Consider the following 13,733-nt stretch of genomic DNA (forward strand, 5'->3'; position numbering starts at 1 on the left):
CTTGGGAATTCAGTGTTCTCCACCTTAGTGTCAAGTTATTCCCCAGTGGCCTAGCAGCCAGTGGTACGACAGCAAGGAGAAGAACATGCGGAGATTCCTGACCGCGGCGGCAGCAGCAGCCATCGCCGTAACGGCCAGCCCCGTTGCCCAGGCCATTCCGGCCATGCCCCAGGGCTACCCCATCGCCGGCCTGTACGAGCAGTGCGACGGATCCCAGGCCCCGCAGTGGCGCTTTGGTGAGATCGGGCGTCGCTACTTGAGCGACGGCACCGTGCAGTTCGCCAACACCACCGACCAGGCTGTCGACTACACCGCCACCATTGAGACGGGCACCAACCACGAGATCAGTGCCAACTCCAAGGCCTCCCTGCCGTCCGGTTGGAACACCACCGCCAAGTCGGACATCGGCCTCAAGGAGTCCAACGGCTGGCTGACCAACGAGACCTTTGGCCCCATCAAGCTGCAGCCGGGTGAGTCTTTCCGCGTCGAGTACGGCGTGCTGGAGAAGGACTTCATCTCCATGTTCACCAAGTGTGAAAATGGCATTCTGTCCAACGAGGCTAGCGCCGACGTCATCCGTGGCACCGGCCCGGCCGAGCGTTACGCCTTCGCCTACATCATCCGCGCCGATGGCACCGTGTCCAACCTGGCCATGGAGATCCCGTCGCGTAGCGCTGGCGCCAACTCCAAGCCGTCCGGTGACACCTACACCGAGGTTTCCGGCCCGTCGCTGGAGAAGATCGCCAACCCCACCGTGGACACGATCATCCCGCCGAACGCCAGCTTCCAGCGCGACCCCTCCTGGCCGAAGGAGGGCGAGAAGTGCCGCGATCGTCGCTGGTACCCGCACTCCATCGAGGGTGTGAACCCGACGTACCGCAAGCCCGGTTACTCCACCGACTTCCTGAACTGGTCCGAGGGTGAGTACACCTTCACTCCGCGTACGGAGTTCGTGGTCGGTGGGCGTTACGACGGCTTCTCCAGCTCCTATGTGGTCAAACCGCACCACGCCCCGGACGGCTGGCTGGAGTCGGTGGGCGCCATCTACCGCGCCTACATGCCGGTCAACACCGAGCTCAAGCCGGTGGTCCTTGCCAAGGGTGAGCGCGTGCGTGTCGAATACGGCACCACGATGACTCGCATCAACTACACCGAGATGACCTGCGGCAAGGACGGCACCTACAGCTTGAAGCACACCTTCGACCAGGCTTCTGCCCCGGTCGGGTTCTGGGCCGAGGCCACCATCACCTCGCCTGACGGATCCGTCCGTAAGCAAGACGTCACCCCGGATCAGTGGGCACAGCTGCCCGTGCCTACCCAGTCTGCAAACTAACCCCTCATTTCTCACTTCAAGGAGCCTGTTCCCATGATCAAGAAGATCGCCGCCACCCTCGGTGCCGTTGCCACCCTGGCCACCATCGCTGCTGCCCCCGCCGACGCCCTGCCCGCCAAGAACTTCGGCACCGCTAACCCGACCACCATCGGCGAGCGCTGCGCCAACCCGGGTGATACCGGCCAGACCATCAAGATCGTGCGCACCTACTTCGACAGCTCCGCAGGCTCCTGGACCGTGTCCAACTACAACGACACTCCCCTGCCGATCACCCGCTCGGTGACCGAGACCAAGACCAAGACCTGGAACGTCTCCGCCGGCGTGGACTTCCCGATCCTCGAGCTGATCCACATCTCCATCTCCACCAGCTACACCGACTCCCAGACCTACGAGGTCGGCGAGAAGATCGGCCCGTACGACCTGGCCCCGGGCAAGACCGGTGTGCTGCGCGCCGGCTGGGTGGTCTCCGACTTCGAGGGCCAGAAGACTGTGTGCAACAACGACCACACCTGGCAGGGCACCGGCCAGACCTTCACCGCCACCCTGCCGGCTGAGCGCCACGTGGAGATCTCCACCCGCGACAACATCAAGTGGAGCTAACCCATGAAGCTGCGTCTGATTGTTAGCGCCGCTGCGGCGGCCGTGGCCTGCTTGGCCCCGGTCAGCGTGGCCAACGCAGGCACGTTCCCCGGTGACTTCCAGCTGCCCCAGCGTTGGAACAGCGACTACCAGCCCGGTACTCACTGCTCCACCCCTGGCCAGAACGGTGTGTACATGAACGCGACCCGTCGTTGGTTCAAGCAGACCGACGCCGCCAGCGTGGCCAACCGCAACGACCACGACGTCCCGGTCACCCACACGGTTACCGAGAAGCGCGTGCAGACCACCGAGGTCTCCGGCACCATCAAGGCCAAGGGTGAGCTGGCCAAGTACCTGACCCAGCAGTACGGATTCTCCTACGTGCACGAGCAGTACTGGAAGCTCGACCAGGTGGTCGGCCCCTACACCCTGCCGGCCAACCGCCAGGGCAAGCTCGTGTGGGGCTTCACCATGCTGGACAGCGACAACCAGGATGTGCGCTGCTCCTCTGACCAGCAGTGGGTGCCGGTGGGCAAGGCCTACACGTCCTCCGTTCCGGAGGCTCGCTACTCGGAGCTGCGTATCGACGACGCCCCGGTCTTCGGATAACCCGTCCGCCCGGGTTGCCGGGTGCCGGGTTGCCGGGTGCCGGGTTGCCGGGTGCCGGGTTGCTAGGCGGGCTTTGCGTGCGCAGAGCTCCTCCGCGCCCACAGAGCTCTAAAGGAATAGGACCAAAGGACCTAGAAAATCGCTCTAAACCTCTAAAGGGCGACTCCTTTGTGCCGATTCCTTTAGAGGTTTGGGAGTGCACACCGTCGATAAGCCTCTCGGACGCTCCACCGCAGCAAACCCCAAACGAGAAACCCCGCTACCCTGCGCCGCCCACAGACCTCTAAAGGAATAGGGCCAAAGGATCCAGAAAATCGCCCTAAACCTCTAAAGGGCGAGTCCTTTGTGCCGATTCCTTTAGAGGTTTACGCATGTCCCCACAACCCGCGAGCCACCAACCAGCCCATTACACTTCCAGCCATGCACAACGTGACCATCCGCCGCGAAACCGATGCGGATATCTCTGCCATCTCGCAGGTCACTAACGCGGCTTTCGCTGAGGTGGAGTACTCGAGCGGGACGGAGGCGGAGATCGTCGAGAAGCTACGCGACAGCGACAACCTGGCAGTTTCTCTGGTGGCAGTGGCAGGGCCCGACATCGTGGGGCATGTCGCAATGTCTCCCGTGCGCATCGAGGACGGCACCGGAGGCTGGTTCGGCCTGGGGCCGGTGTCGGTGCACCCAACGCACCAGAATCAGGGAATCGGGTCCGCGCTGGTGGAGGCTGCACTGCAGGCACTACGCGAGGGCCTGGCCGGTGGCGTGGTGGTGCTGGGCGAGCCGCGGTTTTATCAGCGCTTCGGGTTCGCCAAGGCGGAGCGCCTGACCTACCCCGGAGCGCCCGCGCAGTACTTCACGGCCCTACGGCTTTGCGACTCCCGCTACCCCGCTGGCGACGTCACCTATCACCCAGCATTTTCGTAGGCCTCGCGCACCGCACGCGCGAGCACATCCAGGTCCACGTCCTCCGGTTTATTGATGTACACGCAGCTCGCCCCCGCGGTGTACGTGCCCAACTCCGGAGTCGGCGAAATACCGTAGAGGGAAATCTTGGCCTTGCGTGGGCTGAATCCCACGGCGAAGGTCACGCCCTCGGCCCCGTCGGCGTAGCTAAAGCGGCGCTCACCAAACCCGATCATGGTGTCGCCCCACATGGCGGGAGAGGTGCGCGTCGCCACGCGAAACAGCTCCATCAGCAGTTCTCCGTGCGCTTGTCGACGCCCCTGCAACCCCCGAAGAAACTCCTCCGGCGAGGCGTCTGTGCGCCCACTTTTAGGGGCACGCGCAGACCCCGGAACCTCGCGCAAAGTCATACCCCGCTCCACGAGCGCAGCCTGCACCCGCTCGAGCCCGCGGGCCCCGACCCCGTGCATGACGAGCAGCTCCGGATGGGATGCCTCGTCGAGCGATTCCAAAGTGGAAAAACCAGCCTCCGCCAGCGCGGAACGCAGCGGACGAGACAGGCCCGGGATGTCTTCCAAAGAGGTGCTCATAAAGGTGAGTGTAGGTGTGGCTTAACCCTTCAGGAATCGGGCTGAAAAAGTAGGCTCTACGTCATGGGACTTTCTGACATCGTTCGCACCGCAGAGCAAAAAATCAACGAGTTCGGCGTGCGCCGCACACAAAACCAGGGATGGGTTCCCACCATCCACCCCTACCGCGGTTATGGCACGCAGCAGCGAATCCACGTGATCGGACGCGTGCTCATGGAAGATCCTGATTTTGAGCAGAAAGCCAGCAAACGCACCGTGGCCCTGGAGGAGGCCCAGCGGGGCTACCGCCAGTTCTTCACCGTCCAGGTGGGAGATGTGCCGGTGCGTGTACACATCGGCGACTCCGTTGTGGAGACCTTCACCAACGACAACGGATACTTTGATGTCACGGTGGACAACCACGGCCTGGAACCCGGGTGGAACACCGTGACTGTGTGCGCCGAAGGTGCTGAGGACGCCGAAGCCGAGGTCCTGGTGACCAGCGACGACGTGAAGATCGGCCTGGTGTCCGACGTCGACGACACGGTGCTGGTGACCAACCTGCCCCGTGCGATGCACGCTGCCTACAACTCGTGGGTCAAGCGCACCGACAAGCGCCAGCCGGTCAAGGGCATGTCCCGCTTTTACAAGAAGCTCCTGGAAGACCACCCCGATGCCCCGGTGTTCTACCTGTCCACCGGCGCCTGGAACACCTACGACACCCTCGTGCGCTTCCTCGAAGAGGAGGACCTGCCCAAGGGACCGCTGCTGCTGACAGACTGGGGACCGACCCCAACAGGTCTCTTCCGCAACGGCACCGAGCACAAGAAGGTTCAGCTGCGCAACCTCATCATTGACTACCCGGACATCTGCTGGATCCTGGTGGGCGACAACGGACAGCACGACCCGCTGACCTACGGAAACTTGGTCGCCGAACACGCAACCAAGGTCTGCGGCGTAGCCATCCGTGAGCTCACTCCCGCTGAGCACGTGCTCTCGCACGGCACCACGACCTCGTTAACCGGTCCGGCGCGCACCTCTCGCGCCGGTGTGCCTACGATTTCCGCGCCAGACGGGGACGCTCTGCTGGCGGAGTATGAGCAGAACCCGTTTGTTAAATAAAAGGCAACGACAAAGTTTCCTGGGAACTATTAGCATTTATTCCCATGCGTCTTCCCCACAAAGTTGCTGTTGTCGACTGTGAAACCACCGGGTTTTCCACTCAGGACCGCATCATTGAGATCGCGGTAGTCACCTTCGACCAGGATTTTTCTTCTGAGGAGCGCTTTAGCACCCTCATCCAGCCTGACCGGCACATTCCCAACAGTTTCGTCCATGGCATCACCGCAAAGGATCTCGACTCAGCTCCGACATTTGGGGAAGTTGCCGGGCGCATTGCATCGCTTCTCGACGATCACATCCTCGTCGCCCATAACGCGGCCTTTGATACACGAATGCTCATGCAGGAGTTTTCCCGCCTTGGGCACGATCTCCCTAAGGCAAGCAGCTGGTCGGTGGACACTATGCGGTTGTCTCAACTACACCTCCCAGGATCACCCTCCTCTTTGGAGGACGCCCTGGTTGCAGTGGGAATTACCAATCGTCAGGCGCACTCCGCGTTGGCCGACGCAGAAGCCACCGCCCAACTCTTCCGATCGCTGGTCGAAGCTGGTGCCACATTCGTGGCCCGTCCCGTTCAGATGCCCTCCGGTGCCCTCCAGCACGGAACCGGACCTGCTCTTCCCCGTCCGATAGCTACCGGGCAAGCCGAAACTGATGCCTACCAGCATGTGCTCATCGAGGCTCTGGATGACGGAGTTATCACCGACGCCGAACGTTCGCATCTGGAACAGAAGGCTTCGAGCCTGGGTTTGTCACGCGATGAGGCTCACCGAGTACATCTGGAAATGTTAAAGCGGATGGCAGTTCAGGCTTGGGCCGATGGAACTGTGACGGCCGACGAGCAGCGCTCGATCTCCGCGGCCGCGGACGCACTAAAGGTAGATAAGCAGCATGTGGAGCGTTTGCTTACGCCTCCTCAGCCTTCGGTGACGCTGCCCCCTGGTGGCCGCATTGCCTTTACCGGTGAATTCGAGCTACCCCGTGAGGAATGGGAAGCGCGAGCACGTGCTGCTGGCTTCACCGTAGGTGGCGTGGTTAAGAAGAACTGCGTGCTGGTTGCCGCTGTTAACGAGTCGCGTAGCGGTAAGGCCAAGAAGGCTCGAGCTAATGGGATTCCCATCATCAGCGAGACTGACCTCGCTCAGCTTCTTTCGCGGTTGCACCAGAAAGCGACGGTGGAAGCCGTCGAATCAACGCCTGATCTGGAAGCTGCCAATTTCCCCTGGTTCACGGATGGGCAGGAAGATCCTCGCTCCGTGGCACGTTCCTGGATTGCGGACAAGAGTTCACTCAAGTTGTCCGAAATGTCGCCTTGTCTGCGTTCTAACCTGCTTCCGGAAGGCATAGACACGTCGCGTACATGCGTAAAGCGGTGGCTAAATCTGTATCCAGCACCGCTTGATGCCTCGGTCGAAGATTTGAAGAACATCCCGGGGGTTGGCGCTAAGACCCTGGAGGAATTTGTCCACGCCGTGGTTATCGCAGCGCTGGACGAAGAGGACGACTACCTCAGTTCTGACACCCTGTACCTAGAAGAAGCTGAAGCTGAGGTTTCCGAAGTCGATGACGCAGAATCAGTTGTTTCTGATGCGGACGTGCTTCTCAGCTGGTTAAGCATCACCAACCAACAACTTGCTCCCTTGGTCGCCGAGGCCCCCGAGTCAGTTCGCCTAGCTGCCCGGCGTTTGGATGCACAGGCTGCAGGAAGGCTAGCTCAATCGGTTAATCAAGTGATCTCCGAATTTAAGTCGATTAGTGCTGAGGATCCGCGTCACGCTGACATCGTCAGCGAGCGCATCCTGGCCAGCACTCCCATGAGCCTCGAGGAACTAGGCAAACGCCACTCCGTCACCCGTGAACGAATCCGGCAGCTGGAACGGCCGCTGCGCACCCGCGTGCGCGATGCACTGTCGTTCCACATCGCAGCACTAGAGTCTCAGATCACTGAGCCCGTTCGCCCGGAAAATCTAAAGGCAGCTCACGAGTATTGGGGAACCCCTGTACTTGGTCAAAAGACGCTCCTCGGCGCAGCTTTAACGTTTTCGGATTCCCTGGTTGATCGCGATGGATGGGTCGAACCTACGACCGCGGTGCAAGAGCTCCTGGAGTTTGCCCAAGCCCATCAATCTCCCCACGGTGTCTTGCCGTTGGACGAGCTCAAGGAATATGGCCCAAGTGATGATCAGACCCGTCTCGCTTGGTTGCGCAGTGCTGCCCCGCATTGGGTGATCCTTGATGGCAACGTGTTCACAGCAACTCGATCTACCCAGGACCGAGCAGTCGCCGTATTGGCAGTGCAGCAAACCCCCCTGACCGCCGACGAGCTGATCGACCTCATTGGTAAAGGCTCACCCCGCTCGCTCGACAACGCGCTGTCTAAGGACGAGCGTGTTCACCGCGTGGGACGCGGCACCTGGGCCCTGGTGGAGTGGGGCGGAGAGGAGTTCACTACCCTATCTGACCTCATAAAGTCTCGTCTCGAGGCCACTGGTTCATATCCCTTTGACGAGTTAGCCCAAGAGTGCGAAGAACTCGGAGTCTCGGTGAACTCGTTGCGCACGTACTGCTCAAGCGGAGAATTCCGCATCAAGAACGGCAATATCGTTCACAATGACGAAACGGTAGAAGTCACAGCTACTCCTGAGGAATCTGCAGGAATGTATATGCGCGATGGCCAGTGGCAATTCTTGGTGGACCTGACTCACGACCATTTGCGCGGATCGGGATCTCCTGTTCCCCGCTGCCTTGCCGCGATGTTCGACATCCCATTCTTGGGCAAGAGGTCGTTCACCTCTCGTCTGGGCGAACAGGTGATCACTTTTGGACGCACGAACGTCACTGTCGGGACGATCCGACGCTTTCTGGTGGACCTCGGCGCTGTCGAAGGGGATCGCGTGTGGTTGAGTTTCGCTCCAGACGGCACGTTTAACGTCTCCCCAGCAACGGGCCGTTCTCAGGGATTGACAGGGCTTGACGACGTCTTGAATTACGCCGGAATGGATGATCGAGGCAACAGTCTTGCCACCCTTAACGAGGCAGTAGGCCTTAAGCCGGATGCACCCCGGCGCCGCTTGGTGGCAACCTTCAATCACCGACGCGAAGAGGACATCGCTGAGACCGTGCGCTCCCTATAACCCCTCAATCTCGCGGCTCGGCTGCGTCTCGGTGGCCAGGATGCCCTCGAGAATGCGGTAGAAGGCCTGGCCGTCGAGCTTTTCAAAGACGGTGGCATTCGGCTCGAGGTCGTACTTGTCCCAGGCCATTGCGCTGAAGCCGCGGGTGAGGGTGGACTGGCACTCCACGTCCACGCGGTAGCTGCCCTCCTGCAGAACCAGTTCGGGGTGGAGCAGGGCTCCCAGCGTGATGGAGTCCGGGTGCGTGGAGCCCATGACGCCAACGGACTCGTTGAAGTCCAGGGTGGCGTCGCAGACGCGACGGAAGAACTTGCCGATCGGGGTCTTAAAGCGGCACAGGTTGTTGTAGTCTTCGCGGCTGTATGTGGCGTCGACAAGCGTCACCGGATCCCACGTGACAATCTTCAGATCCTTGAATCCCGCATCCATGACGATCTGCGCGGCCTCGGGGTCCACGTAGAAGTTGAATTCGGCGGACGGGGTGACGTTGCCGCGGCCGTTGTTAGAGCCACCCATGACGTAGAGCGACTTCACCTTGGAGGCGAAGGAGCGGTCCTTGACCACGGCGGTGGCGATGTTGGTCAGCGGGCCGATGGCCACGATCGAGATCTCACCGGGCTCGGCGTTGACGGCGTCGATGAGGGCATCGACCCCGTGCTTGGGGTCGACCACGGACTCGTCGAACTCCATGCTCAGCCCGCCCGAGCCGTCACCATGAACGTCCTCGGCAGATACCCACGGGCGCATCATGGGACGATCGCAGCCCAGGTGCAGCGGAACCTCGCCCAGCTTGCCGGCCACGCTCAGGGTCATGGCCGCATTGTGCACCTGGCGCTCGAAGGTGACGTTGCCCGCCACCATGGTTACCGCCCGCAGGTCGCAGGCGGGATCGAGAAGCCCCAGGAGAATGGTGACGCAGTCATCCTGCGCCGTGTCAGTATCGATGATGACGGGATGCATGCCCACCATTCTCGCATGGAGCTAGCCGAACACGACCTCCCCGCCGACGTAGGTGCGCCACGTCGCGGGCATGCCCGGGCGGTAGGCCAGGTCGATCGCGTGGGCGGTATCCAGGACGTGCAGGTCAGCTGCCGCCCCGGGAACCAGGGTGCCCTTGGCCGGGCGCCCCTGCGGGTCGAGGCCCTGGCCCACATCGTGGCGGCGCAGAGCCTTCGCACCTCCAAAGGTCGCCGCGCGGACGGCCTCCTCCAGCGTGAGCTTCTGCTGCAGCACGGCGGTGGACACGCAGAAGTTCATCGACGAGGTGTAGGACGTACCCGGGTTGAGGTTCGAGGCCAGGGCGACCGTGGCGCCTGCGTCGATGAGTCGGCGCAGCGGAGCCAGCGGCTGACGCGTAGACAGGTCGCAGGCGGGCAGGCCGGTGGCAACGGTTTCGGAGGAAGCGAGCGCCTCGACGTCCTCGTCCGTCAGGTAGTTGACGTGGTCCACCGATGCGGCGCCATACTCCACCGCCAGCTGAACTCCCGGCCCGTCACCAAGCTGGTTGCCGTGCACGCGCAGGCCCAGGCCCTTGGCTTGGCCGGCCTCGAGCACCCGGCGCGACTGCTCCTCGCTGAAGGCTCCACGCTCGCAGAACACGTCGATCCACTGCACGTGCTCGGCCACCGCATCCAGCATGTCCCCGACGACCAGGTCGAGGTAGGTTTCTGCGTCCTCGCCTGGTGGGACGAGATGAGCACCCAGGAAGGTGACATCGTCGACAAGCGTTGCCGCGATCTGCGCGGCCTCCACCTCGGACTCCACGTTCAGGCCGTAGCCGGTCTTGGTCTCCAGGGTGGTTGTGCCTCCGGCTCGGGCATCGGCACGGCGCTCACGTACCAGCTGCGTCAGTCGCTCCCGCCCAGCCGAACGGGTGGCCTCCATGGTCAGGGCGATGCCACCGGCCGCGTAGTCCTGGCCAGCCATGCGGGCCTCGAACTCCTCGGCGCGGTTGCCGTCAAAGACCATGTGGGTGTGCGAGTCCACCCAGCCGGGAAGGACTGCGCGTCCTCCCAGGTCAACACGCTCGTCGGCGGCCCCGGCGTCGGCGGCGCGGCCAACCCACGCGATGGTGGAACCGTCGATGACCACGGCCGCATCCTCGATGACCCCGGCCTCAGAGACGGTATGGAGCTGGGATATTCCGGTCAGCAGTGTGGTCATCTATTACTTCTCTCGAGAGTGGAACTGCATGGGCACGCGCACACCACGCTCCTCGGCAACCTCGTGAGCGCGCTCGTAACCGGCATCGACGTGGCGGATCACGCCCATGCCCGGATCGTTGGTGAGCACGGCCTGCAGTTTAGCGGCGGCCAGCTCGGTGCCGTCGGCCACGGTGACCTGACCGGCGTGGATGGAGCGGCCGATGCCCACGCCACCGCCGTGGTGGATAGACACCCAGGTGGCACCAGAGGAGGTAGAGGTCAGGGCGTTGAGCAGCGGCCAGTCAGCGATGGCGTCGGAGCCGTCCAGCATGGACTCAGTCTCGCGGTACGGGGAGGCCACGGAGCCGGAGTCGAGGTGGTCGCGGCCAATAACGATCGGGGCCTTGACCTTGCCCTCGGCAACGAGCTTGTTAAACAGCAGGCCAGCCTTGTGGCGCTCACCGTAACCCAGCCAGGCGATACGAGCCGGCAGGCCCTCGTACTCGACGTACTCGCCAGCGGCATCGATCCAGGTGTGCAGGTGCTCGTTGTCGGGGAAGAGCTCCTTGATGGCCTCGTCGGTCACGCGGATGTCCTCCGGGTCACCGGACAGTGCCACCCAGCGGAACGGGCCGAGGCCCTCACAGAACAGCGGGCGAATGTAGGCGGGCACGAAGCCGGGGAACTCGAAGGCGCGGTTGTAACCAGCGTGGCGAGCCTCGTCGCGGATCGAGTTGCCGTAATCGAAGACCTCAGCGCCCTCGTCCTGGAACTCCACCATGGCCTGGACCTGGCGGGCCATGGATTCGCGGGACTTCTTGGTAAAGGTCTCCGGGTCATCCTCGGCCTCGCGTGCCCAGTCATCCACGGTGATCTCGCTGGGCAGGTAGCTCAGCGGGTCGTGCGCGGAGGTCTGGTCGGTGACCACATCGACGGTGATGTCGCCGGCGCGGTGACGCTCCAGCAGCGCGGGGAAGATGTCGGCGGCGTTGCCGACCACACCGATGGAGACGGCTTCCTTGTTGGCCTTGGCCTCGTTGGCGCGCGCAATGGCGGCGTCGAGGTCATCGGCGATCTCGTGCAGGTAGCGCTTGGCTTGACGACGCTCCAGGCGGCTGCGGTCCACGTCCGCGATGATGCACACACCGCCGTTGAGGGTCACTGCCAGCGGCTGGGCACCACCCATGCCGCCACAACCACCGGTCAGGGTGATGGTGCCGGCCAGGCTGCCCCCGAAGCGCTTCTTGGCCACAGCGGCGAAGGTCTCGAAGGTGCCCTGCAGGATGCCCTGGGTAGCGATGTAGATCCAGGAACCGGCGGTCATCTGGCCGTACATCATCAGGCCCTCGGCCTCGAGGCGGCGGAATTCCGGCCAGTTGGCCCAGTCGCCCACCAGGTTCGAGTTAGCGATGAGCACGCGCGGTGCCCAGGCGTTGGTGCGGAAGACGCCGACAGGCTTGCCGGACTGCACCAGCAGGGTCTCGTCCTCCTCGAGGTCCTTGAGCGTATCGACGATCGCGTCGAACGCCTCCCAGCTACGCGCCGCACGGCCAGTGCCGCCATAAACAACCAGGTCCTCCGGGCGCTCGGCGACCTCGGGGTCGAGGTTGTTCATGAGCATGCGCAGCGGTGCCTCGGTCTGCCAGCTCTTCGCGTTGAGCTCGGTGCCGCGGGGAGCGCGAACTTCACGGGGGTTAGACATTTTCGATCCTGCCTTTCAAACGGGGTGTGTTTTTAGCGAAGCTTTCCGACGGCCTTTTCCACAGCTGCCAGCAGCGAACCATCCTCGAGGATGCCCACCGTGCTCTCGATTTCCGGCGAGAGGAAGCGGTCCGTGCCCGGGCCCTCTGCCACGGTGCGGATGGCCGAGATCGCAGCGCCGGTGCCGGCTGCGGGGCTCTGCTCTCGCATATCGACGGCACGAGCCGCCGTCAACAGCTCAATAGCCAGCACGCGGCGCAGGCCATCGACGGACTTACGCAGCTTGCGGGCACCCGACCAGCCCAGCGAGACGTGGTCTTCCTGCATTGCCGAGGACGGAATGGAGTCCGCCGACGCCGGCACAGCCAGTCGCTTGAGCTCCGCAACAATGCCGGCCTGGGTGTACTGCGCGATCATGTGGCCGGAGTCCACGCCCGGGTCGTCCGCCAGGAAGGCGCTGAGCCCGCGGTTACGGGCAGGATCCAGGAAGCGGTCGGTGCGGCGCTCCGACATGGAGGCCAGATCGGCGGTGACTACAGCCAGGAAGTCGAGGACGTAAGCGACCGGGGCGCCGTGGAAGTTTCCGTTCGAACTCACGCGCCCGTCGAGCGCCACCACCGGGTTGTCCACCGCGGCGGCGAGCTCGCGACCAGCCACCAGTGCAGCGTGGTCCAGGGTGTCGCGGAATCCGCCGGCTACCTGCGGAGCGCAACGCACCGAGTAGGCGTCCTGCACCTGCTTGGCCTTGAAGTTCTCGTGGGCTGCCTCCAGGATCGGCGAGTCAGCAGCCACGGTGCGCACGTTGGCCGCCGCATCAGCCTGGCCCGGGTGCGGGCGCAGTTGCTGCAGGTCATCAGCGAACACCGTCAGCGTTCCGGTGAGTCCCTCGACCGTCATCGCCGTTGCGACGTCTGCCAGACGCGCCAGCTCACGCAGATCCGTGATAGCCAGGCACAGCTGGCCGAGCATGCCATCCGTGCCGTTGATCAGCGCCAGGCCCTCCTTCTCCCGCAGGGCCAGCGGCTCGATTCCGGCGCGCTTCAGGGCGTCTCCGGCCGGCTCGATCTCTCCGCCGTTGACGCGCACCTCGCCCTCGCCCAGAAGTGCCAGGGCGCAGTGCGCCAGCGGCGCCAGGTCACCGGAGCAACCGAGCGAACCGTACTCGCGCACGACCGGGGTGATGCCTGCGTTGAGGACGTCCGCATAGGTCTTGGCCACGATCGGGCGGACACCGGTTCGGCCGGTGCACAGCGTCGACAAGCGAAGGGCCATCAAAGCGCGGATGACTTCTTCTTCCACCTCGGGACCCGATCCGGCTGCATGAGAGCGAACGAGGGAAAGCTGCAGCTGGGCGCGCATCTCATCCGGAATGTGGCGGTTGGCCAGGGCACCAAATCCGGTGCTGATTCCGTATACCGGGGTATCGCTGTTGGCGAGTTCCTCGACTCGCTCGCGGGTTTCCGCGATGGCGTCAAGCGCCTCGCTGCTTACTTCGACCTGCTCGCCGTGACGAGCGATGGCGACGACGTCTTCGATGCTCAATGGGCCAATACCGATAGTGATCATGAGGCCACGCTAGCGAGGCACGTGACCCGTCTCACTATCCCCGCGGGGCTGGTCGTCTCGCATATGAGACACC

11 protein-coding genes are annotated in these 13,733 nt (G+C 63.3%); 6 read left to right on the forward strand and 5 right to left on the reverse strand.

The genetic code is table 11. The features are described from left to right. Positions 1–85: 85 nt before the first annotated feature. The 4 genes from FHE74_RS07160 to FHE74_RS07175 all read left to right on the forward strand — a co-directional run bounded on the left by FHE74_RS07160 (position 86) and on the right by FHE74_RS07175 (position 3,445). Positions 86–1,333: a TonB-dependent receptor gene (locus FHE74_RS07160; protein ID WP_139465821.1), complete on the forward strand. Its 1,248-nt coding sequence runs from the start codon at positions 86–88 to the stop codon at positions 1,331–1,333. 33 nt (positions 1,334–1,366) lie between these two features. Continuing rightward, positions 1,367–1,933 (forward strand): hypothetical protein, encoded by a 567-nt coding sequence (locus tag FHE74_RS07165; RefSeq protein ID WP_139465822.1) that lies wholly within the window; start codon positions 1,367–1,369, stop codon positions 1,931–1,933. Positions 1,934–1,936: 3 nt separating this feature from the next. After that, positions 1,937–2,521: a hypothetical protein gene (locus FHE74_RS07170; protein WP_139465823.1), complete on the forward strand. Its 585-nt coding sequence runs from the start codon at positions 1,937–1,939 to the stop codon at positions 2,519–2,521. Between the two features lie 420 nt (positions 2,522–2,941). Beyond that, positions 2,942–3,445: a GNAT family N-acetyltransferase gene (locus tag FHE74_RS07175; protein WP_139465824.1), complete on the forward strand. Its 504-nt coding sequence runs from the start codon at positions 2,942–2,944 to the stop codon at positions 3,443–3,445. Here FHE74_RS07175 and FHE74_RS07180 read toward each other — a convergent pair. Beyond that, entirely contained in the window at positions 3,427–4,014 is a 588-nt protein-coding gene (locus FHE74_RS07180; RefSeq protein WP_139465825.1) for a DUF1801 domain-containing protein, read from the reverse strand. The genes FHE74_RS07175 and FHE74_RS07180 overlap by 19 nt on opposite strands. Positions 4,015–4,077: 63 nt before the next feature. Between FHE74_RS07180 and FHE74_RS07185 the strand changes: the two genes are divergently transcribed. Both FHE74_RS07185 and FHE74_RS07190 read left to right on the forward strand, forming a co-directional pair. Beyond that, a complete protein-coding gene (locus tag FHE74_RS07185) occupies positions 4,078–5,115 on the forward strand; it encodes an App1 family protein phosphatidate phosphatase (RefSeq protein WP_139465826.1) in 1,038 nt (345 codons plus the stop codon). Between the two features lie 44 nt (positions 5,116–5,159). Further along, a complete protein-coding gene (locus FHE74_RS07190; protein WP_139465827.1) occupies positions 5,160–8,249 on the forward strand; it encodes an exonuclease domain-containing protein in 3,090 nt (1,029 codons plus the stop codon). Here FHE74_RS07190 and FHE74_RS07195 read toward each other — a convergent pair. Genes FHE74_RS07195 through hutH form a run of 4 tightly spaced genes read right to left on the reverse strand, consistent with a single transcriptional unit; the run spans position 8,244 to position 13,660 of the window. Continuing rightward, entirely contained in the window at positions 8,244–9,209 is a 966-nt protein-coding gene (locus FHE74_RS07195) for a nucleoside hydrolase (RefSeq protein ID WP_139465828.1), read from the reverse strand. The two genes, FHE74_RS07190 and FHE74_RS07195, sit on opposite strands and share 6 nt — an antisense overlap. Positions 9,210–9,230: 21 nt before the next feature. Next, positions 9,231–10,412: an imidazolonepropionase gene (hutI, locus tag FHE74_RS07200; RefSeq protein ID WP_139465829.1), complete on the reverse strand. Its 1,182-nt coding sequence runs from the start codon at positions 10,410–10,412 to the stop codon at positions 9,231–9,233. A gap of 3 nt (positions 10,413–10,415) precedes the next feature. After that, positions 10,416–12,095: a urocanate hydratase gene (locus FHE74_RS07205; protein ID WP_139465830.1), complete on the reverse strand. Its 1,680-nt coding sequence runs from the start codon at positions 12,093–12,095 to the stop codon at positions 10,416–10,418. A gap of 32 nt (positions 12,096–12,127) precedes the next feature. Continuing rightward, entirely contained in the window at positions 12,128–13,660 is a 1,533-nt protein-coding gene (gene hutH / locus FHE74_RS07210; RefSeq protein WP_139465831.1) for a histidine ammonia-lyase, read from the reverse strand. Between the last annotated feature and the right edge of the window lie 73 nt (positions 13,661–13,733).

The sequence above is a fragment of the Corynebacterium tapiri genome, from assembly GCF_006334925.1.
Classification (GTDB): domain Bacteria; phylum Actinomycetota; class Actinomycetes; order Mycobacteriales; family Mycobacteriaceae; genus Corynebacterium; species Corynebacterium tapiri.

Excerpts from the sequence above, each read along its gene's own strand:
- FHE74_RS07160 (WP_139465821.1), top strand. The coding sequence starts at position 86 with ATGCGGAGATTCCTGACCGCGGCGGCAGCAGCAGCCATCGCCGTAACG.
- FHE74_RS07165 (WP_139465822.1), top strand. The coding sequence starts at position 1,367 with ATGATCAAGAAGATCGCCGCCACCCTCGGTGCCGTTGCCACCCTGGCC.
- FHE74_RS07170 (WP_139465823.1), top strand. The coding sequence starts at position 1,937 with ATGAAGCTGCGTCTGATTGTTAGCGCCGCTGCGGCGGCCGTGGCCTGC.
- FHE74_RS07175 (WP_139465824.1), top strand. The coding sequence starts at position 2,942 with ATGCACAACGTGACCATCCGCCGCGAAACCGATGCGGATATCTCTGCC.
- FHE74_RS07180 (WP_139465825.1), bottom strand. The coding sequence starts at position 4,014 with ATGAGCACCTCTTTGGAAGACATCCCGGGCCTGTCTCGTCCGCTGCGT.
- FHE74_RS07185 (WP_139465826.1), top strand. The coding sequence starts at position 4,078 with ATGGGACTTTCTGACATCGTTCGCACCGCAGAGCAAAAAATCAACGAG.
- FHE74_RS07190 (WP_139465827.1), top strand. The coding sequence starts at position 5,160 with ATGCGTCTTCCCCACAAAGTTGCTGTTGTCGACTGTGAAACCACCGGG.
- FHE74_RS07195 (WP_139465828.1), bottom strand. The coding sequence starts at position 9,209 with ATGCATCCCGTCATCATCGATACTGACACGGCGCAGGATGACTGCGTC.
- hutI (WP_139465829.1), bottom strand. The coding sequence starts at position 10,412 with ATGACCACACTGCTGACCGGAATATCCCAGCTCCATACCGTCTCTGAG.
- FHE74_RS07205 (WP_139465830.1), bottom strand. The coding sequence starts at position 12,095 with ATGTCTAACCCCCGTGAAGTTCGCGCTCCCCGCGGCACCGAGCTCAAC.
- hutH (WP_139465831.1), bottom strand. The coding sequence starts at position 13,660 with ATGATCACTATCGGTATTGGCCCATTGAGCATCGAAGACGTCGTCGCC.